This window comes from Pseudomonas sp. 10S4, from assembly GCF_034344865.1.
Taxonomy (GTDB): domain Bacteria; phylum Pseudomonadota; class Gammaproteobacteria; order Pseudomonadales; family Pseudomonadaceae; genus Aquipseudomonas.
In genome coordinates this window covers 5,858,730-5,877,113 of sequence record NZ_CP133774.1, presented here as the reverse complement: position 1 = coordinate 5,877,113, position 18,384 = coordinate 5,858,730, and the positions used below count along the sequence as shown (strand labels likewise).

The following is an 18,384-nucleotide window of genomic DNA, read 5'->3' as shown; positions in this document are numbered from 1 at the left end:
AGCACAAACAACATCAAATCAAGCAGTCAAACCCGCGCCCGAATCCGCCGCCCCAACACATCCATCACATCACAGCCATCACGCAGCAGCATCGCCGCCGCATTCGCCAGTTGCTGCACATCAGCGCCTTTGGCCTGAGTAATGTCGAGACTGGCCAAACTCTCCATCATCTGCGTCACCGCCAGGAAACGACTGGCCGCGCTACCGTGCAACACATCCAACGGCGCCTGTGTGGCGACCATCAACACTGGAATATCGACATCGTTGTTGGTCATCGGCATATGCGTATTCATGCCTCACCTCCCGCTTGCGCCGCATGCAAACCGTCGATGGAGGCTTGCACCAGTGAGCGCGCGGTGTCGAGCATGTGCTTGCTGGCCCAGCGTAATGACGCGATGTGTTCCGGGCGGGTGGCGGTGGGGGCTTGATGGGCGAGGGCTTCGGCGCAGCTGAGATAGACGCAAGCGTGTTCCAGGACGTCGAGGAGTGGAATGTCGGGTTGAACGGCGAAGAGGTGGTGGTCAACGTGATCGCAGGGGGCGAAGGGGGTGGATTTTGTGGTTGCGTTGGTCATTGGTTTAACTCTTGAGAAAGTAGGGGTTACCACTTGCTCGCCGTCAAACGAATGGGTGGCAACTGTGCGCAGGTTGACGGACCGGTCTCAAGCACCCGGCGCACCCGAAGGTGCCCCACGCACAGTCACCATATGACTTTGCTGCGGACGAAGTTGTACGCGTGCAAAGTTAAGGAAACCATACGTCTTGAGATTTGAAGCCAGGCCGTCAAACCCGATCACGAATGAGTCGTGACAGGCGCGAGGATAGGGAGTGAGGACAGGGCAGTCAACCGGCGCAAGGCCTGAAATGGCTGCTTTGCCCGTAGGTGGTTTCCGATGCCGAAAAGAACACCTGTCCCCTGTGGGAGCTTGCTCGCGATAGCGGTGGGTCAGCCGACATCAATTTTGAATGTGACACCGCTTTCGCGAGCAAGCCCGCTCCCACAATTGATTGGTGGGTAACCGGTCAAAACGCATACGGAATGCTGACCTTCGCCCAGAGCATGTCGCCCTCCGGACGGTTCTCGACATCAAACTCCCTGGCCCAGCGAATCTCGGCGCTGGCGTACTTGAGGAAGGTCAGGTGCAGCGCCGGGCCGATGGCGAACACCTGGCCGCGCACGCCGTCGTTCACGTCTTCGCCGTTGAACTGCACGGTGCGGCCGAACTGTTTATCGTCGGTGGTTTGCTTCAAGTAGTAGCCGTTGACCCCGAGCATCAGGTCGTCGGTGATCTTGTAGCTGGCGGAATAGTCGAAGTGGAAAATCTGCCCCGATTTGTAATCGGTGTCCTTGTTCTTCTCGTTGAAGCTGTACGTCGTCTTCATCGATACCTCGGTGTTGTCCGTCGGCAGCCAGGTGAAGGAAAACAGCGGCTTGTAGGTGTAGAAATTGTTGCTGGTATTGGCCAGGCGATCAGAGCTGTATTCGCCGGTCGGTACGGTGACTTCCACGGCGGCACCGAGGGTCAGGTTTTTACCCATGTCCCAGAGAATGATCGGCGCAACGGTGGTGTCGCCCATGCCTTCACGGGTGTCATGCAAGCCGAACACCGAGACTTCCTGCTTGAGCCAGGGTTGCGCGATGTAACCGGCTAACCGTCCACCGAACACGTGCAGCGGGCTCAGGTAGTCCAGGCGCGGGATCACGGCGGTTGATTCGATATCGACATCCGGCACCTTGCCGCCGAGGGAACTGATATGGAATTTGGTGGATTTGTAATGGTTGTAGTAGACGTTGAACGCCACCATGTTGTCCGGAAGGCTGTTCACATCCAGCGGCAGCATGAAGAAACCGTCGGTGCCAGGGCCGATATTGTCCACGCCGGCCTCGGTGGCCAAGGCCTGCAAGTGAATGGCGAACACGCCGGCCAGGCTGACGGCCAGTCGCAAGCAGAATGTCGTGCGGGTCGGGTTCATGGGTGTACTCATTATTATTGTTAGGGAGGCACCGCCGGCCGCGCGGGCCGTTGCATAGAAATAAGCGGTTCGGGCCTTGGCGGGCAGGGTATTGGCGGCCACATAGGGGGACTTCTGCGGACAGTCGTCAAACCCTGTGCTAACTTTCCTCGAGATAACCGGTAACAAAAAATAAGAATTCAGCTTGATCCGGGATGTCTTGCCCCATGCCAATGAAAGTCGTCGACCCTACCTACGAACTGGCGCTGGTTTCGCCATTCCTGTTGCAAACCCTGGCCGAAGTCGCCGAGCTCAAAGGGGTCAATCCCGAGAGCCTTTGCCGGGGGCTGGGCTTCACCCTTGAAGATCTCCAGGACCCGGCGCAGCGTATTTCCTACCGCCAGGCCGTGGCGATGATCCAGCGCGCGCTCAAGGTCTTGCCCAATCGCGGGCTGGGCTTGTGGGTTGGCGCGCAGAACGTGCTTGGCACCCTGGGGCTGCTCGGGCATGTGTTGTCGCTGTGCAAGACCCTGCGCGATGCGTTTGAGCTGGGCATCCGCCATCAACACACCTCCGGCGGCATCGTGGTGTCGAGCGTGGAGGAGGCGGGCGATCGGGTGTTTGTCGATATCGAATGCCGCTTGCCGTTTACCGAGGTGCAGTTGTTTGCGGTGGAGGAGTTTTTCGCCAGCCTGCTGGTGTACGGACGGGCGTTGGTCGGGGCCGATTTCAAGCCGATGGCGGTGGAGTTCGTCCATGCCGCGCCGGATTACGTCGCCGAATATGAGCGTTTACTCGGGCCGGACGTGCGTTTTGGTTGCCTGCAAAACCGCATGGTGATCGCCGCTCACTGGCTGGACGTGCGACTGCCCAACCATCACTCGCTGGCGTTGCGTCAGGCCGTCAAGTTGCTGGAGCTGGAAGCGGCGCAGGTTCACCAGAAAATTGATCTGATTCAAGCCGTGGAGCGGGCGATTGCCCGGGACCTGACCCAAGGCAGCCACATCGAAAAGATTGCCGGCGACCTGAACATGAGCAGCCGCACCTTGCGCCGACGCCTGACCGAACATGCCCTGACCTTCGAAACCTTGCTGGAACAAGTGCGCCAGGCGCGGACCCTGAGCCTGTTGGCTAACCCCGAGATGTCGATCGAGCGGATCACCGAGGAGGTCGGCTACAGCGATGTGCGCAGCTTTCGCCGGGCGTTCAAGCGCTGGACCGGGATGAGCCCGACGGCGTTTCGGGTCAGTTCATAAACTTAGCGCCGCCAATTCCTGTAGGAGCGAGCTCTGTGGCGAGGGGCTTGCCCCCGTTGGAGTGCGAAGCGCTCCCCTGCATTCTTTCCGTCATACCGAGTCCGCAGGTTTTACGACTGCTGCGCAGCCGAACGGGGCAAGCCCCTCGCCACAGTGTTTCTTACCACGGGGCTGTGTTCAGCCCTCGGGTATTGCCAGTTTCCTTGCCCTTCATGCCCCCGCAACGGTTAAACTTCGCGCTTCTTTCTAAAGGAGTTCATATGAGTTACTACCAGCCGGGCATTCTCGCCACCCCTGTTCCGCCTCAAGCCCGTCATATGTTCTTCGCCCTCGAATCCGTCGCCGCACTGCCGGCCGCGCTCGACAACTTGATGCAACTGGTGGACGGCAAGTCGGCGGTGGTCGGTTTCGGTGAATCCCTGGTCAAGGCCCTGCACGGTCAGGTCGAAGGCCTGCGAGCGTTCCCGGCCATGACCGGCGTCGGCGTCGACAACCCGTCGACCCAACACGCCCTCTGGTGCTGGTTGCACGGTGTTGACCGTGGCGAGTTGCTCAATCGCAGCACCGCCATCGAAGCCGCGCTGGCCCCGGCGTTTCGCCTGGTGCAGATGAACGAAACCTTCCGCCACCTCACCGGCCATGACCTGACCGGTTACGAAGACGGCACTGAAAACCCTCACGATGAAGCCGCCGTAGCCGCCGCACTGGTCGGCGACGGCGCTGACGGCATGGTGGGGGAAGCTTCGCCGCGATTCAGCAGTGGCAGCATGACTTGAAGGGCTTCAACGCCATACCGTCCCATGAAAAGGACAACATCATGGGCCGGCGCCTGAGCGACAACGAAGAACTCGATGACGCGCCAATCTCTGCTCACGTCAAACGCACCGCCCAGGAAAGCTTCGCCCCCGAAGCCTTCGTGGTGCGCCGCTCGATGCCGTGGATCGAAGGCCATCGCGCCGGTTTGATGTTCCTTGCGTTCGGCTTCTCCCTCGACGCCTTCGAAGCGCAACTGCGGCGCATGAGCGGTCTGGAAGACGGCATCACGGATGGTTTGTATCGCATGAGTCGTCCGATCACCGGCGGCTACTACTGGTGCCCGCCGCTCAAGGACGGTCATCTGGACCTGCGCGCTTTGCGCATTGGCTAAACACATCAAGGAGTGAGTATGAACGTGGTGCGCTGGGGCATGATTGGTTGTGGGGATGTCACCGAACGCAAGAGCGGGCCGGCGTTCTACAAAGCGCCCGGTTCGGCGCTGGTGGCGGTGATGGGGCGACGGCTGGAGGTCGTGAGCGATTACGCCACACGCCACGGTATCGCCCGGGTCTACACCGATGCCGAGTCGCTGATCAACGATCCCGAGGTGGACGCGGTGTACATCGCCACGCCCCCCGACAGTCACCACGCTTATGCCCTGATGGTTGCTGCCGCCGGCAAACATTGCTGCGTCGAAAAACCGATGTCGCTGAATGCCGGGCAAAGTCGAGAAATGCAGCAGGTGTTCAGCGCTGCCGGTTTGCACTTGTTCGTTTCCTACTATCGACGTTCGTTGCCGCGCTTTCAGCAAGTTCGGCAATGGCTGGAAGAAGGGCGGGTCGGCGAGGTTCGGCACCTGACCTGGACGCTGACCAAGGCTGCTTCACCGGCGGATTTGGGTGGCTCGGATAACTGGCGCACTGATCCTGTGATTGCCGGTGGTGGTTATTTTGCCGACCTGGCCAGCCATGGTTTCGACCTGTTTCAGTACTTGCTCGGCGATATCAATGAAGTCGCCGGTTTTACTGCGCGGCAAGCCGGGTTGTATGCGGCTGAAGATGCCGTTACCGCCAGTTGGCGCTTTGTTTCGGGTGCCACGGGCATGGGTTGCTGGAACTTTGTGGCGGATCGGCGTGAGGATCGGGTCGAGGTGATTGGCAGTAAGGGCCGGATCAGCTTTTCGGTGTTTGATGAGCATCCTGTGGTGCTCGAAGCCGACGAAACCCTCAGCCTGAACATCGATCATCCTGAACACATCCAGTGGCATCACGTGCTGGGGATGAATGCGCATATCCGTGGTGAAGCGCAGCATCCGGCGGTGGCCGGCGAAGCGTTGAAGACGGATTGGGTGATGGACCAGATCCTCAAGCGCGGCTGAATATTTTCGCAGCTTCGCTTTTTGTGGCTAGTGACCTCCTGTGGCGAGGGGCTTGCCCCCGTTCGGCTGCGAAGCAGTCGCAAAACCTGCAAACTTGGTATGACTGAAAGAATGCACGGGAGCGCTTCGCACTCCAACGGGGCAAGCCCCTCGCCACAATGGTTTGTGCTCGTCTGACAGACCGCTCTAACCTTATACCCAAACAATATTTCTCAACCCCCGCATCACCTCTCTATGATCACGTCATAACTCGTTATAACAAGTGATCTCAGATGACCGATAACGTTCTCTCCCTAAGCAGCGTTCCACTGCACACTCAACTGCGCGACGTACTCCGCGCCCGCATCCTCGACGGTGAATATCCGCAAGACAGCCAGATGCCGTCCGAAAGCGAGCTCGGTGCGTTGTTCAAAGTCAGCCGCATCACCGTGCGCCAGGCCCTCGGCGATCTGCAAAAAGAAGGGCTGATCTTCAAGATTCACGGCAAAGGCACCTTCGTTGCCAAGCCCAAGACGTTCCAGAACGTCAGCACCCTGCAAGGCCTGGCCGAGTCCATGACCGGTCGCGGCTACGAGGTGATCAACCGCCTGCGCAGCTTCAAATTCATCGCCGCCGACAAACTGGTCGCCGAACGCTTGCAGGTCGCCGAAGGTGAAACCGTGGCGCAGATCAAACGCGTACGGCTGATCAACCGTGAACCGATCTCGCTGGAAATCACCTACCTGCCAAAAGCCATCGGCGAGCGGTTGGAGAAGGCTGACCTGGTCACCCGCGACATCTTCCTGATCCTCGAAAACGACTGCGGACTGGCCCTCGGACATGCCGATTTGGCCATCGACGCTGTGCTGGCCGATAGCGACCTGACCCAGGCTCTGAACGTCGAACCCGGCTCGCCGATCATGCGCATCGAGCGCCTGACCCACGACGCCAGCGGCCAGCCCGTGGACTTCGAACACCTTTACTACCGCGGCGATGCCTTCCAGTACCGCTTGCGGATCGACCGGCAAAAAGGGGATCAGGCATGACTCGCAACTCCATGACTAGAGCCACTTTGGAACAGGAATACGACATCGTCGTGATCGGCGGCGGTACCGCAGGTCCCATGGCGGCGATCAAGGCCAAGGAACGCAATCGCGATCTGCGGGTGTTGCTGATCGACAAGGCCAACGTCAAACGCAGTGGCGCGATCAGCATGGGCATGGACGGGTTGAACAACGCGATCATTCCCGGCCACTCGACGCCGGAGCAGTACACCAAGGAAATCACCATCGCCAATGACGGCATCGTCAATCAGGCAGCGGTGTACGCCTACGCGACCCACAGCTTTGAAACCATCGAGCAACTGGACCGCTGGGGCGTGAAGTTCGAGAAGGACGAAACCGGCGACTACGCGGTGAAAAAGGTCCACCACATGGGCGCCTACGTGCTGCCGATGCCGGAAGGGCACGACATCAAAAAAGTCCTGTATCGCCAGTTGAAACGGGCGCGGGTCAGTATCACCAATCGGCTGGTCTGCACCCGGTTGCTGACGGATGAAGAGGGCGCAGTCAACGGCGTGATGGGCTTCGATTGCCGCACCGCCGACTTCCATGTGATCAAGGCCAAAGCCGTGATCCTGTGCTGCGGCGCGGCCGGGCGTCTGGGTTTGCCGTCCTCGGGTTACCTGATGGGCACCTACGAAAACCCGACCAACGCCGGTGACGGTTACGCGATGGCGTATCACGCCGGCGCGGAGCTGGCGAACCTCGAATGCTTCCAGATCAACCCGTTGATCAAGGATTACAACGGCCCGGCCTGCGCCTACGTCACCGGCCCATTGGGTGGCTACACCGCCAACAACAAGGGCGAGCGCTTTATCGAGTGCGACTACTGGAGCGGCCAGATGATGTGGGAGTTCCACCAGGAACTCGAAAGCGGCAACGGCCCGGTGTTCCTCAAGCTCGATCACCTGGCCGAGGAAACCATCCAGAACATCGAAGAGATCTTGCACAGCAACGAGCGCCCTAGTCGCGGCCAGTTCCACGCCAATCGTGGCACTGACTACCGAACGCAAATGGTCGAGATGCACATCTCGGAGATCGGCTTTTGCAGCGGGCATTCGGCGTCTGGCGTGTGGGTCAACGAACGGGCCGAGACGTCGGTGAAGGGTTTGTATTCGGCGGGTGACATGGCGGCGGTGCCGCACAACTACATGCTCGGGGCGTTCACGTATGGCTGGTTTGCCGGCACCAACGCGGCGGATTTCGTGGCCGGGCGCGAGTTTTCAGCCGTCGATGCCCAGCAGATAGAGACGGAAAAACAACGGGTCTACGCACCACTGGATCGCGAACATGGTCTGCCGCCCGCGCAAGTCGAATACAAGCTGCGGCGTTTTGTGAATGACTACCTGCAACCGCCGAAAGTGACGAAGAAGATGCAAATCGGCCTGCAACGCTTCAGCGATATCCAGCGCGACCTCGATCAGATCAAGGCCCACAACGCCCACGAACTGATGCGCGCGATGGAAGTCAGCATGATCCGCGACTGCGCCGAGATGGCCGCCCGGGCCTCGTTGTTTCGCGCCGAAAGTCGCTGGGGGCTTTACCACTACCGGGTTGACCACCCGCAACGTAACGACAGCGACTGGTTTTGCCATTGCCACCTGAAGAAGGGCGACGACGGCCAGATGACCAGTTTCAAGAAAGCCGTCGAGCCTTACATCATCCCGCTCGATGCCGAAGAAATGCAGGCCTACGACCGGCTGCGGGTCGGCGCGTTTGCGGCCTGACGCCTAAACCAAGAGAGCACCAAGAGAGTCCGAACCATGGCCTATCAACCCCAGGAAATCTTCTTCCGCTCCAACGCGCCAGTCACGGTCGATGAAGACCTGTGCATCGCCCACAAAGGCTGCACCGTGTGCGTCGACGTCTGCCCGATGGACCTGCTGGCGATCAACCCGGCCACGCAAAAGGCCTACATGGCGTTCGACGAATGCTGGTACTGCATGCCCTGTGAAAAGGACTGCCCGACCGGGGCGGTGAAAGTAGAGATCCCGTACCTGTTGCGCTGAAACACAGTTCCAATGTGGGAGCGGGCTTGCTCGCGAAGGCGTCGGTATATCCAGCATTGATGTCGACTGACCCGCCGCTTTCGCGAGCAAGCCCGCTCCCACATTGGATCGAATGTCGAACACAAATACCGCGCTCACCAACGATCAACTGTGGGAGCGAGCGTGCTCGCGAAGAGGCCAGCCCAAACGCCCAAGAAGCCATCCGGCAACCACCGGACGCCAGATTCCAAACACCCCTCGTTTCCCACCACGCCCTGATCGTGGCGGAGACGAATATCCAATAAATGATTCGAGGGGATTCACCCATGTCTTTGCAAACATTGCTGCGTGCAGCATTAGTCGGTCTGGTACTGGCCTCATTCACCTTCTCCGCGCAAGCGGAAACCATCCGCATTGCCATCGGCACCCAGGACACCACCATCAATTGCGCCGCAGGCGGTCTGTTGATCCGCGAGCTTGGCCTGCTGGATAAATACCTGCCCCACGATGGCCAATACAAAGACGCCAACTATGAAGTGGAGTGGAAGAACTTCACCAGCGGCGCGCCTCTGACTAACGAGATGGTCGCCGGCAAGCTCGACTTCGGCGCCATGGCCGATTTCCCCGGCGCGTTCAATGGCGTGGCGTTCGAAACCGCCGGCAAGCACAGCCTGTTTATCAGCGTGCTCTCGGGCAGCATCAAGGGCAGCGGCAACGGCATCGTGGTGCCGAGCGCGTCGGGCGTGCAGTCGCTGGCGGAGTTGAAGGGCAAGACCATTTCCGTGCCGTTCGCTTCCACCGCCCACGGCATGTTGCTGCGTGCCGTGGCAGCCCAGGGTTGGGACCCGCTCAAGGACGTGAACATCATCGCCCAGCCGCCGGAAGTTGCCGGTTCGGCGTTGCAGGCCGGGAAAATCGACGCCCACGCCGACTTCGTGCCGTTCGCTGAACTGTTCCCGAGTCGTGGTTTTGCTCGCAAGATTTATGACGGCGCCCAGGCCAACGCGCCGACGTTCCATGGCGCTTTGGTTGATCAGGCCTACGCCAAAAAGTATCCGGAAATCGTCGTCGCTTACCTGCGGGCGAGCATTGAGGCGAATCGACTGCTGGCCGCAGAACCGGAGAAGTACAGCGAGCTGATCGCCAAAGTCACCGGAGTCGATGCCGAGGTGAATTACCTGTTCCACGGTCCACTGGGCGTGCAAACCCGCGACCTGAGCTGGAAGCCGGAATACCGTCAGGCGGTGGGTACGGCTATCGATACCCTCAAGCTGCTGAAAAAGGCTGATCGCGGGCTCGATCTCAATACGTTTATTGACGATCAATACATTCGCGCCGCGTTCAAGGCTTCGAACCTCGATTACACCGCGCAATTGGCCAACTACGCGCAGGCGCCGCTCAAAGCAGTGGATGCGTCGAGCGGCAAAGCCATCAGCGATTTCAGCCATGTGGCGGAGATTTGGGTGCGCGGTGAGCCGAAAGTCCGGCAGTACGCCTCGGCGGAGTCGGCGTTCACCGCGTTGGCTGCCCTGAAGCAGGACGGCAAAAACATCCGCGCCGTGTATGCCCAGGCGAGTGACAGCGGGATCAAGTTGCTGGCAGATCAGGCGTGGTTTGCCAGTGACGCGAAAGGCCGGCTCAGTGCGTTCCTGCTCAAGGGCCAGGCCCAACAATTCGCCACGGCCCAGGGCGGCAAAGTCTTCGACTTCACCGACGCCACCACCCAAGCCGTTGCCGCTCGCTAACCCTTGGAGCACCACAATCCCCGTGGGAGCGAGCCTGCTCGCGAAGGCGGGCTGACATTCAACAACAATGTTGCCTGACCCACCGCTATCGCGAGCAGGCTCACTCCCACAGGTTTTGGGTTGAGAGGAATTATTGTGTACGAATCCTATTTGCGCTGGCTCCCCCGAGCCGCCTCACTGCTGCTCTGCCTTTTATTCTGGCAACTTGCAGCGAGCGGTCATTGGAACCTTGGCCTGGTCACCTTCGCCAACGTTCCGACCCCACTGGCCGTGATCCACGCCGCCCTCGGCCTCGGTGACTCCGGCAAACTTGCCCAGCACCTGAGCAGCAGCCTCAGCCGGGTCTTCGCCGGTTACCTCGCGGCGCTGATCATCGGCATCGCCCTGGGCCTGGCTATCGGCCGCTCGAAGTGGGCCGAGGACTTGCTGCTGCCGCCTCTGGAAGTATTAAGACCTATCCCGGCTGTCGCCTGGATTCCCCTGGCGATCCTGATGTTTCCCTCGTCAGAACTGTCGATGGTCTTCATCACCTTCACCGGCGCGCTGTTCCCGATCCTGCTCAACACCGTGCACGGCGTCGAAGGGGTTGACCCTCGACTGATCGCGTCAGCGAAAAGCCTCGGGGCCGGGCGTCGGGCGATCTTGCTGGAAGTGATCCTGCCTGGCGCCGCGCCCAGCATCATCACCGGCCTGGCCATCGGCATGGGCACTTCGTGGTTCTGCCTGGTGACCGCCGAAATGATCTCCGGCCAGTACGGCATCGGCTATTACACCTGGGAGTCCTACACCATCCAGAACTACGCCGACATCGTCGTCGGCATGTTGCTGATCGGCCTGCTCGGGATGGGCAGCAGCCTGCTGATCAAGCGTCTGGGCGGGCTGTTCACACCTTGGCATCGACCACGAGGAAAAGCCTGATGAGCATCTTTCAACACCCGGAAGGGCGAATCGAGATTCGCGGTTTGTCGATCAGCCTGGGGGAGGGCCGCGCGGCGTTTGAAGCCGTTCAAGGCCTGGATTGCCAAATTGAAGCGGGGCAATTCGTCTGCATTCTCGGGCCGTCGGGTTGTGGGAAATCCACCTTGCTCGGCGCCTTGGCCGGACACCTGCAACCCCGCGCTGGCACGCTGAATGTCGATGGGGCGCCTATCGATGGCCCGTCCCCGCAACGCGGCATGGTGTTCCAGCACCACACGCTGTTCCCTTGGCGCACGGTGCGCGACAACGTCGCTTTCGGCCTGAAAATGCGCGGCATCGGCAAAGCCGAACGCCATAAAGCCGCCGATGAAATCCTTGCGTTAGTGGGGTTGGAAGGCTTTGCCGAACGCTGGCCGGATCAGCTCTCCGGCGGAATGCGGCAGCGGGTCGTCCATCGCCCGGGTCGCTCGATGCTGAAGCCCTCCGTTGCTGCTGCTCGACGAACCCTTCGGCGCCCTCGACGACATGACCCGGCTGAACATGCAGGAACTGTTGCTGGACATCTGGACGCGAATTCGCACCACCGTGGTGTTCGTCACCCATGACATCGACGAGGCGTTGTTCCTCGCTGATCGCCTGCTGGTGATGAGTTCGCGGCCGGGGCGAATCATCGAGGATCTGCGCCTGGACTTCCCCGTCCACGCACCACCGAACTGGTGACAAGCCACGAATTTTCCCGCTTGAAGCGTCATTGCCTCGAGTTGCTGCGTCACGAGGACGGTCGGCAGTTACCTCGCCTGAATCCCCTCGGACTTCCCCCTGAAAACAAACTGCCGCGGTTTGCCCTATGACCTCTCTCTTCGATGTAACCGATAACGACGACATCCTTGCCCTGCAACCGCGTCTGACCGACGACGACCCCGGCGTGCGCCGCATCGCGCTGATCGAACTGGCTGATCTTGAAGAACCGGACGGTTTGCTCTGGCTGGTCGATCGCCTGGCTGAAGACCCGACCGAAGAAGTCCGCGCCGAAGCCGCACGGCTGCTGGAAGCCTGGGAGGATGAACCGGTGGTTGAAGCGTTGTGCCAGGCGCTGACCGATCCCTCGTTGGCCGTGCAAGCTGCCGCCGCGCAGAGCCTCAGCCTGCTCAAGAGTGAAGCCGCGGGCCGGGTGATTCTGCCGTGGACCGGGCATGCCGAGGTTAACGTGCGCATCGCCGCATTCAGGGCCTTGCGCGAGTTGCGGTTCCCCGATGCCGCCGGCGCTGCGTTGGTCGCTTTAAACGATAAAGATGCAAGCGTGCGCCGTGAAGCCGTCGGCGTGCTCGGCTGGCTCAAGCAACTCGATGCCTTGCCAGCCTTGGCCAGACTGGCCAGCGCCGACCCGGACACTGAAGTCCGCCGCGCCGCCACCGGCGCCCTCGGCCTGGCGTCCGACATTCAAGTACTGCCGGCGCTGCGCCAGGCGTTGCAGGACCACGCCTGGCAAGTACGCGAAGAAGCCGCCACCACGCTGGGCAAGGTCGGCCACACTGACGCCGGTCCGGCGCTGGTGGAAGCCTTGAGCGACGATTATTGGCAAGTCCGCTTGCGCGCCACCCGCAGCCTCGGCCGCTTGCGCTATGCCCCGGCCCTGGACGCGCTGATCGACACCCTCGGTCACCGCATCAGCAACCTGCGCAAGGAAGCGGCGCTGGCGTTGGGCGAGTTGAATGATCGCCAAGCCATCGCCGCATTGCTGGCCGCCCAGGATGATGGCGACCCGGAAGTGCGCAAAGCGGTGCGGATTGCCTTGAGTCAGTTGCAATGAACCCGCTGGCCGTCGGTAACTCCCAGAACAAACAGCAACTGCGGTTGAACTGGCCGGATGGGCGCGAACAGTTGCTGGATCACGCCGAGTTACGCCGTCAATGTCCGTGCTCCCAATGTCGGGCGTTTCGGTTGCAAGGCCTGACGGTAAAGTCGATTCACGCATCCGCGTGGTCGAGTTGAATCCCCAGGGTTACGGCCTGCAACTGATCTTCAGCGACGGCCACGAACGCGGCATCTACCCGTGGCCCTATCTCTCAGGATTAATCCCAAACCCGTAGGAGCGAGGCTTGCCCGCGAAAGCTGCCCGTCAGACGACATTGATATTGAATGTGATGGCCTGCTCGCGAAAGCGGTGGGTCAGTCACATCAATGCCGAATGTGCCGCCGCCTTCGCGGGCAAGCCTCGCTCCTACAAGGGATCTTCGGTGGGCATATATTGAGTGAACACCCGAGATCAAATGTGGGAGCGGGCTTGCTCGCGAAAGCGGTCTGCCGGTCAACATTGATATTGGATGAGATGGCCTCTTCGCGAGCAAGCCCGCTCCTACAGTGATTAGTGGTGGTCAGAGGGATTTGCTGATGCTCGCCACCACCGTCGCGGTGCACACATCGCCATAACCCCAATTGCTGATGCACTGGCTTTGCGACAGGTCAGTATCGATGTAGCTCAAGCCCAACATCATCCCGGCCAGTTCATGGCTCAGCTTCACTTCCCATTCGTGGTACGCGTCCTCGGCATGGCCGTCAGACGAGTACAAGCGCGGGTCCTTGAAGTCCATTTCGCCGTAGCGCAGTTTCAGGCCCAGCCCATAAGGCAATTCGGTTTCGTAGCCTACGTAGCTGTACAACGTGCCCTGCTTGCTGTCGATGCCCGGCGCATCCGCCGAGTAATAAGCCCCGAGTTTCACCCCGTAGGCACTGAGAATTCCGTACACCTCGCTCTGGTTGAACTGGCTCTCTTTCGGATAAGCATATTTGAGATAGCCAACATCCAGACTCACCGCATCGGTCGCCTGCCACAGCCAACCGGCGTAGTAATCCAGTTCTTGGCGAGTTTTCAGGCCGCCGCCGAAATCCACGTTCGAACTCCACACGCCCACATACAAACCGCTGCTGTGGGCCAGGGTGGTGCCGGCCTGCACGGCAGGGTCGTTCAGGGTTTGCGAGATGCCGCGAGTTCGATAGTCGCTGGCCAGGGTCAGGTCCACTTGCACGGAAAAATCATCATTCAAGGGGATGGCCTGGCTGCTCAAGGGCAATAAGCTCAAGGATCCGAGGGCGAACAAGGTGAAAGCTTTCATGGGTCAGTGCCTTTGTTTTGATTGTTTTGGGCAGAGGGCGGGCAAAGCTGCGCCACACCCCGGCGACTGTCGCGGGGGCGGGCAGCAAAGATTTTTCTTATAAGGTTGGTGCGTAGACTTCGCGACCGGCGAACCAGGTTTGCAGCACTTGGGTGTCGTGCAGGGCTTTGTTGTCGACGCTGAACACATCGCGGTCCAACACGATGAAATCAGCCTGCTTGCCGGCACTCAACGAGCCGATCTGCTTCTCCAACCCAATGGTGCGAGCGGCGTTGAGGGTGTAGGCGTAGAACATCGTTTCCCGGTCGAGACGTTCATCGGCGTTTAGCACGCCCAGCGGGCCGACTCGGGTGATGGCTTGAGCCATGGCATTAAAGGGATTCGGCGAGGACACCGGCCAGTCGCTGGCCCCGGCAATGGTTGCGCCCTGTTTCAGCAGCGAGTGCGCCGGGTATTGATAACGGAAGGCCAGGGCGCTGACGTAGGGCTTGATCATGTCCAGCGTGTAGTCGTCGGCGGTGGCCCACAGCAGTTGCATCGAGGCGATCACGTTCAGCGGTTTGAACCGCGCGAACTCCTTCGGGTTGACCATTTGCAGGTGCGTGATCGAGTGAGTGATGCCGCTCTGACGATCCTTGCGCGCCTGCTCGATGCCGTTCAGGGATTCGCGCACCGCGCGGTCGCCAATCGCGTGGATGTGCACCAGCCAGCCACGCTGGTCGATGGCGCTGACCAGTTCGCCGAAATGCTTCGGATCAATCAGCAACTCACCCTGTTTATGCGAGTTGGTGTAAGGGTCGATCATTGCCGCGCTCTGCGCCGGGTATTCGATCACGCCGTCGGCGAAGATCTTGATCCCCGGCAACGTCAGGTTGGGGATGCCCTGGAATTGCTGGCGGACCTTGTCCAGGGTGTCGAGATCGGCCGGTACGCTTTTGGATTGGCGCACCCAGCAGGGCGGCGACGTGAACGCTCATGTTGCCGGTCTCGGACAGCGCTTTATAGGCTGGCAGCACGCCGACGGTTTTTTCCGTGGGTTTGAGCGCGAACACTGGCTCGCCCGGCGCAGCGTTGGCGGCAGGGTCCATCCACGCGGTGATGCCGAGGCTGTTGTTGTAACGCATGGCAGATTGCGCGGCTTTGAGCATGTCGGCGGCGCTCGGCACCGGCATTTTCGAGGCCACACGGTCCCAACCGGCGTCCACCAGGAAGCCATTGGGGCGGCCATCGGCGGTTTTGCCGATCGTGTCTTTCTCGGCATCCGGCAGGGTTTTCAGCAGCGCGGCATCAATGCCCGCGCGCGCCAGCATTACATTGTTGGCCCACGCGGTGTGGTGGTCGCTGCCGGTGAACACCACCGGCACCGTGGCCCATTCGCCGCTGTTGAATTTCTTGTCGAAGGCTTCTGCCTGCGCCCAGTAAGCCGAGCTCATGCCGGCCACGCTTAGTACATCGCCATGCTTGGCCTTGCCGTCGTCACGCCAGCCGCGCAGGCGTTTTTCCAGTTCATCGAGGTCGACCATCTCGTCTTCCATGTTGGCCGAGACCATTTCCAGGCCACCGAAAATCGCGTGGGAATGGCTGTCGATCAGGCCGGGCATCAGGGTCTTACCGCCGAGGTCGACGACTTTTGTGCCGGATTCAATCAAGGCTTTGATCTGCGCATCCGTGCCGACTTTCAGCACCTTGCCGTTTTCCACCGCCAAGGCCTGCACCTGCGGTTGGGCGCGGTCAGCGGTGAAAATCTTGCCGTTGAGCAGCACCAGGTCGGTGGCTGCCATGGCTTCCATCGAGGCAAAACTAACCGCGGCCACCAATAGATTCGGGAGGAATCTTTTCATTGAACATTTCCTTGTTATTGCGTCTGATGGCCAGATTAGTGGCTGCTCAGCCACAGCAGAACGCCTCCCTCACGAAAAACGTTTTTGCCGGAATGGAAAAAGCATGGACAAGTTGGGTGCATTAAAAATGTTCGTGGTCACCGCGCAGCTCGGTAGTTTCAGCCGCGCCGCCGAGCAATTGGGCAAGACTCCGTCGGCCCTGACCAAAGCGGTCAATCACCTCGAAGCCGAACTCGGCGCCCGGCTGCTCGAGCGCAGCACCCGGCGGATTTTGCTGACGGAAGTGGGGCGGCTTTACCTGGAAACTGCGCGTCAGGTGTTGCAGCGGCTGGAGGAGGCCGGCGAGGAAGTCGAGCAAATGCAGCATGGCTTGCGCGGCAGCCTGAAAATCACCGCGCCGCTGGCGTACGGGCAGGCGTTTCTTGATCAAGTGTGTGGCGGTTTTCTCGAGCAATACCCGCAGATCAACCTGCAAGTTGACCTGTGCGATGAGTTCGTCAATCTGCTGGAAAGCGGCTATGACCTGGCCCTGCGCGAAGGTCACGACAACTTGCCGGGGTTGATCGCCCGGGTCGTCGGCAGTAATCGCTTGGCGCTCTGCGGCAGCCCGGCCTATCTGGCGCGCAAGGGCTTGTCGGTCACGCCGCAAACCCTTGATGAGCACGAATGGCTGTTGTATCGCCACCCGTTGCTCAGCCGCGAATTCTGGTGGGCCGAGCGTGACGGCCAGCGCTTGAGCCTGCCGCAACCGCAGTCGCCACGGTTGCGCAGTGACAATTACGACTTGCTGCTGGCCAATGCCCTGGCCGGGCGCGGCTTGCTGCACACGCCGTTGTGGAGCGCCGCGCCGTACATCGCTGACGGGCGGTTGGTGCGGCTGATGGCCGACTACAACATCGACCCGGACAGCTTTGGCTCGCACATCCTGGCGGTGTACCCGAGCCATCGGCGGGCGACGGCCAAAGTGGTGGCGTTTATCGATTACATCGCGCAATTTCTGGCTGAGCTTGCGCCCCCTGTAGGAGCTGCCGAGTGAAACGAGGCTGCGATCTTTTGATGTTGTTTTTAAAGAGCAAGGTCAAAAGATCGCAGCCTCGTTTCTCTCGACAGCGCCTACCGGATTGACGGTTGTTGTCAGGAAATCCCGGAAAGAGTACAAATGTACTCCATGACGACTCTCACTCCCCGCCGTACCGCCATCCTGACCTTTATCCGTGATCGAATCGCGGAGCACGGTCAGTCCCCGAGCCTCGCTGAAATCAGCGAGGCCTTTGGTTTTGCCTCTCGCAGCGTGGCGCGCAAGCATGTGCTGGCGCTGACCGAAGCCGGTTTTATCGAGGTCAACCCGCATCAGGCCCGGGGCATTCGTTTGCTCGGGCAACCGGCGCGGCCCGAACTACTGGAGATCCCGGTGCTCGGTCGGGTGGCGGCGGGGGCGCCGATTGGCGCGGATGCCGAGGTACACAGCCGTTTGCTGTTCGACCCGTCGATCTTCTCCCGGGTGCCGGACTACATGCTGCGGGTCCAGGGCGACTCGATGATCGAGGACGGTATTCTCGACGGCGATCTGGTGGGTGTGCATCGCAACCCGGAGGCGCTCAACGGCCAGATCGTGGTGGCGCGGCTCGACGGCGAAGTCACCATCAAACGCTTCGAACGGATCGGCGACACGGTGCGGTTGCTGCCGCGCAACCCAGCCTATAAACCGATCATTGTCGAAGCCGATCAGGACCTGGCTATCGAAGGGGTGTTCTGCGGTCTGGTGAGGCAAGGGTGATGGGCGCCGTCGTTGCGCTGGATACGCTGTTCAATGGCGGCCAGGTCTGGAAGGGCCGGCCTGCGCCCCCGGCCGTCAGCCCGCAACCCACCGGGCATGCCGCGCTGGATGCGGCGCTGCCGACCGGGGGCTGGCCGGAAGCGGCGTTGACCGAAATCCTGTTGGCCGGGCAGGGCGTCGGCGAGTTGCAACTGGTGTGGCCAGCGCTGGCGCGGTTGTCGGCGGCGGGCGAGCGCATCGTGCTGATCGCGCCGCCGTATGTGCCGTACCCTCAGGCCTGGCAGAACGCCGGGGTCGATCTGCGCCAGTTATCGATCATCCAGGCCAGCGAGCGCGATGCGCTGTGGGCGGCGGAGCAATGCCTGCGTTCCGGCAGTTGCGGCGCGGTGCTCTGTTGGCCACGCAAGGCCGATGACCGGGCGCTGCGGCGTTTGCAGGTGGCGGCGGAAACCGGCTCGACCCTGGCGTTTGCCTATCGCTCGATGGCCGAAGCAGTCAATCCTTCGCCGGCGGCCCTGCGCATTGCCATCGACGCCAAGCCTGCGCAGTTGCGGGTATTGAAGTGTCGGGGCGGACTGGCCCGTACGGCGCCGATTGCCTTTGCCATGGGACATTGAGGT

The 18,384-nt window shown here is 60.8% G+C and carries 15 protein-coding genes and 4 pseudogenes; 14 read left to right on the top strand and 5 right to left on the bottom strand.

Features of this window, described 5'->3' with window-relative positions; all coding sequences use genetic code 11:
- Nucleotides 1-26: 26 nt before the first annotated feature.
- The 3 genes from RHM58_RS27465 to RHM58_RS27455 all read right to left on the bottom strand — a co-directional run bounded on the left by RHM58_RS27465 (nt 27) and on the right by RHM58_RS27455 (nt 1,973).
- Nucleotides 27-293 (bottom strand): short-chain dehydrogenase, encoded by a 267-nt coding sequence (locus RHM58_RS27465; protein ID WP_322268762.1) that lies wholly within the window; start codon nt 291-293, stop codon nt 27-29.
- A complete protein-coding gene (locus RHM58_RS27460; protein WP_322268761.1) occupies nt 290-574 on the bottom strand; it encodes a DUF3077 domain-containing protein in 285 nt (94 codons plus the stop codon). Before RHM58_RS27460 ends, RHM58_RS27465 begins: the two co-directional genes overlap by 4 nt.
- 448 nt (nt 575-1,022) lie before the next feature.
- Entirely contained in the window at nt 1,023-1,973 is a 951-nt protein-coding gene (locus RHM58_RS27455; protein WP_201203145.1) for a SphA family protein, read from the bottom strand.
- A gap of 206 nt (nt 1,974-2,179) precedes the next feature.
- On the opposite strand from RHM58_RS27455, the gene RHM58_RS27450 reads away from it, so the two are divergent.
- The 11 genes and pseudogenes from RHM58_RS27450 to RHM58_RS27400 all read left to right on the top strand — a co-directional run bounded on the left by RHM58_RS27450 (nt 2,180) and on the right by RHM58_RS27400 (nt 13,123).
- A complete protein-coding gene (locus tag RHM58_RS27450; protein WP_201257557.1) occupies nt 2,180-3,208 on the top strand; it encodes an AraC family transcriptional regulator in 1,029 nt (342 codons plus the stop codon).
- A gap of 260 nt (nt 3,209-3,468) precedes the next feature.
- Nucleotides 3,469-4,355, top strand: a pseudogene (locus RHM58_RS27445) (Dyp-type peroxidase).
- An 18-nt stretch (nt 4,356-4,373) separates the two neighbouring features.
- Nucleotides 4,374-5,342, top strand: coding sequence for a Gfo/Idh/MocA family protein (locus RHM58_RS27440; protein ID WP_322268760.1), 969 nt, complete (start codon nt 4,374-4,376; stop codon nt 5,340-5,342).
- 272 nt (nt 5,343-5,614) lie between these two features.
- The gene (locus RHM58_RS27435; RefSeq protein ID WP_201203149.1) at nt 5,615-6,367 is read left to right on the top strand and encodes a GntR family transcriptional regulator; all 753 of its coding nucleotides are present in this window, start codon (nt 5,615-5,617) and stop codon (nt 6,365-6,367) included.
- 11 nt (nt 6,368-6,378) lie between these two features.
- The gene (locus RHM58_RS27430) at nt 6,379-8,109 is read left to right on the top strand and encodes a fumarate reductase/succinate dehydrogenase flavoprotein subunit (protein ID WP_322268759.1); all 1,731 of its coding nucleotides are present in this window, start codon (nt 6,379-6,381) and stop codon (nt 8,107-8,109) included.
- Between the two features lie 36 nt (nt 8,110-8,145).
- On the top strand, nt 8,146-8,391 hold the full coding sequence (locus RHM58_RS27425; protein WP_007946457.1) for a 4Fe-4S dicluster domain-containing protein: 246 nt from the start codon (nt 8,146-8,148) through the stop codon (nt 8,389-8,391).
- A gap of 305 nt (nt 8,392-8,696) precedes the next feature.
- On the top strand, nt 8,697-10,115 hold the full coding sequence (locus RHM58_RS27420; RefSeq protein ID WP_322268758.1) for an ABC transporter substrate-binding protein: 1,419 nt from the start codon (nt 8,697-8,699) through the stop codon (nt 10,113-10,115).
- Nucleotides 10,116-10,250: 135 nt separating this feature from the next.
- Nucleotides 10,251-11,033, top strand: a complete 783-nt coding sequence (locus RHM58_RS27415) for an ABC transporter permease (protein ID WP_322268757.1) — start codon at nt 10,251-10,253, stop codon at nt 11,031-11,033.
- A pseudogene (locus RHM58_RS27410) lies at nt 11,033-11,884 on the top strand (ABC transporter ATP-binding protein). The gene RHM58_RS27415 and the pseudogene RHM58_RS27410 overlap by 1 nt, the downstream one beginning before the upstream one ends.
- A complete protein-coding gene (locus RHM58_RS27405) occupies nt 11,881-12,843 on the top strand; it encodes a HEAT repeat domain-containing protein (protein ID WP_201203164.1) in 963 nt (320 codons plus the stop codon). Before RHM58_RS27410 ends, RHM58_RS27405 begins: the two are co-directional and overlap by 4 nt.
- Nucleotides 12,840-13,123, top strand: a pseudogene (locus tag RHM58_RS27400) (DUF971 domain-containing protein). The gene RHM58_RS27405 and the pseudogene RHM58_RS27400 overlap by 4 nt, the downstream one beginning before the upstream one ends.
- A gap of 285 nt (nt 13,124-13,408) precedes the next feature.
- Here RHM58_RS27400 and RHM58_RS27395 read toward each other — a convergent pair.
- Both RHM58_RS27395 and RHM58_RS27390 read right to left on the bottom strand, forming a co-directional pair.
- A complete protein-coding gene (locus RHM58_RS27395) occupies nt 13,409-14,146 on the bottom strand; it encodes a TorF family putative porin (RefSeq protein WP_322268756.1) in 738 nt (245 codons plus the stop codon).
- A 97-nt stretch (nt 14,147-14,243) separates the two neighbouring features.
- A pseudogene (locus RHM58_RS27390) lies at nt 14,244-15,987 on the bottom strand (amidohydrolase).
- A 103-nt stretch (nt 15,988-16,090) separates the two neighbouring features.
- Here RHM58_RS27390 and RHM58_RS27385 point away from each other — a divergent pair.
- The 3 genes from RHM58_RS27385 (at nt 16,091) to imuA (ending at nt 18,381) form a co-directional block, all read left to right on the top strand.
- Nucleotides 16,091-17,023: a LysR family transcriptional regulator gene (locus RHM58_RS27385; protein ID WP_322268755.1), complete on the top strand. Its 933-nt coding sequence runs from the start codon at nt 16,091-16,093 to the stop codon at nt 17,021-17,023.
- Between the two features lie 123 nt (nt 17,024-17,146).
- Complete coding sequence (gene lexA, locus RHM58_RS27380; RefSeq protein ID WP_322268754.1) at nt 17,147-17,764, top strand: transcriptional repressor LexA; 618 nt, start codon at nt 17,147-17,149, stop codon at nt 17,762-17,764.
- Nucleotides 17,764-18,381: a translesion DNA synthesis-associated protein ImuA gene (imuA, locus tag RHM58_RS27375; RefSeq protein ID WP_322268753.1), complete on the top strand. Its 618-nt coding sequence runs from the start codon at nt 17,764-17,766 to the stop codon at nt 18,379-18,381. The genes lexA and imuA overlap by 1 nt, the downstream gene beginning before the upstream one ends.
- Nucleotides 18,382-18,384: the final 3 nt, after the last annotated feature.

What these genes read in the sequence shown, in the direction of transcription:
- RHM58_RS27420 (WP_322268758.1), top strand. Translation starts at nt 8,697, where the DNA reads ATGTCTTTGCAAACATTGCTGCGTGCAGCATTAGTCGGTCTGGTACTG.
- RHM58_RS27405 (WP_201203164.1), top strand. Translation starts at nt 11,881, where the DNA reads ATGACCTCTCTCTTCGATGTAACCGATAACGACGACATCCTTGCCCTG.
- RHM58_RS27460 (WP_322268761.1), bottom strand. Translation starts at nt 574, where the DNA reads ATGACCAACGCAACCACAAAATCCACCCCCTTCGCCCCCTGCGATCAC.
- RHM58_RS27455 (WP_201203145.1), bottom strand. Translation starts at nt 1,973, where the DNA reads ATGAACCCGACCCGCACGACATTCTGCTTGCGACTGGCCGTCAGCCTG.
- RHM58_RS27440 (WP_322268760.1), top strand. Translation starts at nt 4,374, where the DNA reads ATGAACGTGGTGCGCTGGGGCATGATTGGTTGTGGGGATGTCACCGAA.
- RHM58_RS27430 (WP_322268759.1), top strand. Translation starts at nt 6,379, where the DNA reads ATGACTAGAGCCACTTTGGAACAGGAATACGACATCGTCGTGATCGGC.
- RHM58_RS27385 (WP_322268755.1), top strand. Translation starts at nt 16,091, where the DNA reads ATGGACAAGTTGGGTGCATTAAAAATGTTCGTGGTCACCGCGCAGCTC.
- RHM58_RS27435 (WP_201203149.1), top strand. Translation starts at nt 5,615, where the DNA reads ATGACCGATAACGTTCTCTCCCTAAGCAGCGTTCCACTGCACACTCAA.
- RHM58_RS27465 (WP_322268762.1), bottom strand. Translation starts at nt 293, where the DNA reads ATGAATACGCATATGCCGATGACCAACAACGATGTCGATATTCCAGTG.
- lexA (WP_322268754.1), top strand. Translation starts at nt 17,147, where the DNA reads ATGTACTCCATGACGACTCTCACTCCCCGCCGTACCGCCATCCTGACC.
- RHM58_RS27395 (WP_322268756.1), bottom strand. Translation starts at nt 14,146, where the DNA reads ATGAAAGCTTTCACCTTGTTCGCCCTCGGATCCTTGAGCTTATTGCCC.
- RHM58_RS27425 (WP_007946457.1), top strand. Translation starts at nt 8,146, where the DNA reads ATGGCCTATCAACCCCAGGAAATCTTCTTCCGCTCCAACGCGCCAGTC.
- RHM58_RS27450 (WP_201257557.1), top strand. Translation starts at nt 2,180, where the DNA reads ATGCCAATGAAAGTCGTCGACCCTACCTACGAACTGGCGCTGGTTTCG.
- imuA (WP_322268753.1), top strand. Translation starts at nt 17,764, where the DNA reads ATGGGCGCCGTCGTTGCGCTGGATACGCTGTTCAATGGCGGCCAGGTC.